The organism is Acidovorax sp. LjRoot204 (assembly GCF_056175785.1).
Map to the genome: position 1 here is coordinate 1 of NZ_JBGFFF010000308.1, position 2,071 is coordinate 2,071.

General features: G+C 59.8%; 1 protein-coding gene. It reads left to right on the plus strand.

What is annotated here, in order from left to right:
- On the plus strand, positions 1-1,917 hold a 1,917-nt coding region (gene lon / locus AC04MI_RS24845), incomplete at its 5' end, for an endopeptidase La (RefSeq protein WP_476499004.1).
- Positions 1,918-2,071 lie beyond the last annotated feature (154 nt).

Sequence of the window (2,071 nt, forward strand, 5' to 3'; positions counted from 1 at the left end):
GCTGCACACCTGCCTCTCAAGCTCGAGAACAAGCAGGTGGTACTGGATCTTTCGGATGTAAAGGTGCGCCTCGAAAACCTGTTCGAGCAGCTCGATCGCGAAGTGGACATCCTGAACGTCGACAAAAAGATCCGTGGCCGCGTGAAGCGCCAGATGGAGAAGAACCAGCGCGACTTCTATCTGAACGAGCAAGTCAAGGCCATCCAGAAGGAACTGGGTGAGGGCGACGAAGGCGCSGACATCGAGGAGATCGAGAARAAGATCAAGCTCGCCAAGATGCCGGCCGAGGCACGCAAGAAGGCTGACGCCGAACTCAAGAAGCTCAAGCTGATGTCGCCCATGTCGGCCGAGGCGACGGTGGTGCGCAACTACATCGACGTGCTCACCGCGCTGCCTTGGAGCAAGAAGACCAAGATCAAGCACGACCTSGYSAATGCCGAGGSCGTSCTCAAYGMMGACCAYTACGGCCTSGASAAGGTCAAGGACCGCATCCTYGAATAYCTCGCGGTACAGCAGCGCGTGGACAAGGTGAAAGCGCCCATCCTGTGCTTGGTGGGCCCTCCTGGCGTGGGCAAGACCTCGCTGGGGCAATCGATCGCCAAGGCCACCGGCCGCAAGTACGTGCGCATGGCSCTGGGCGGCATGCGCGACGAGGCCGAGATCCGCGGSCAYCGCCGCACCTACATCGGYGCRCTGCCGGGCAAGGTGCTGCAGRGSCTGWSCAAGRTSGGCACGCGCAATCCGCTGTTCCTGCTSGACGARATCGACAAGCTGGGTACYGACTTCCGGGGCGAYCCGTCGAGCGCTCTGTTGGAGGTGCTCGACCCYGAGCAGAACCACACCTTYGGCGACCACTACGTCGAGGTSGACTTCGACCTGWSCGATGTGATGTTCGTYGCCACMTCGAAYTCGATGAACATYCCGCCGGCACTGCTCGACCGSATGGAAGTGATTCGCCTGTCGGGCTACACCGAAGACGAGAAAACCAGCATCGCCATGAAGTACTTGCTGCCCAAGCAGCTCAAGAACAATGGTGTGAAGGACGAAGAACTGCTCATCACCGAGCCTGCAGTGCGCGACATGGTGCGTTACTACACCCGTGAAGCGGGTGTGCGTTCGCTCGAGCGCGAGCTGTCCAAAATTTGCCGCAAGGTGGTCAAGGGCCTGCAGCTCAAGAAACTGGAGSCGCAGGTGGTGGTCACGGCTGACAACCTGCCGGACTTTTTGGGCGTGCGCAAGTACACCTATGGCCGTGCGGAGCTGCAAAACCAGGTGGGGCAGGTRGTMGGCCTGGCCTGGACCGAGGTGGGTGGAGATCTGTTGACCATCGAGGCGGCCATCATGCCGGGCAAGGGTGTGATTACGCGCACGGGTTCGCTGGGTGATGTGATGAAGGAATCCGTGGAGGCTGCCCGTACGGTGGTACGCAGCCGCGCGCGCATGCTGGGTATCAAGGATGAAACGTTCGAAAAGCGCGACATCCACATTCACGTGCCAGACGGTGCCACCCCCAAGGACGGCCCCAGCGCGGGGGCTGCGATGACTACCGCGTTTGTTTCTGCGCTCACGGGTATCCCTGTGCGCGGCGATGTGGCCATGACAGGCGAGATCACGCTGCGTGGCGAGGTGACGGCCATTGGTGGCCTTAAGGAAAAGCTGCTGGCCGCATTGCGTGGTGGCATCAAGACCGTGCTGATCCCTGAAGAGAACGTGAAGGACCTCGCCGAGATTCCGGACAACGTGAAGAGCGGCCTGGAGATCGTGCCCGTGCGGTGGATCGACAAGGTGCTGGAAGTTGCTTTGGAGAGCAAGCCCGTGCCGCTGACGGATGAAGAGGTTGCGGTGGCTGCTGCGGTGCCTGTGTCGACGGACAAGGCAGCGGTGTCATCCGCCACGGCCGATGGATTGAAACATTGACGCAATTTTTTTGGGAACTCCCAAAAAATGCGCTACAATTCATTCCATCGCAGCAAACGTTGTACAATGTAAGGCTTCGGTAAATGCGGGAATAGCTCAGTTGGTAGAGCGCAACCTTGCCAAGGTTGAGGTCGAGAGTTCGAGACTCTTTTCC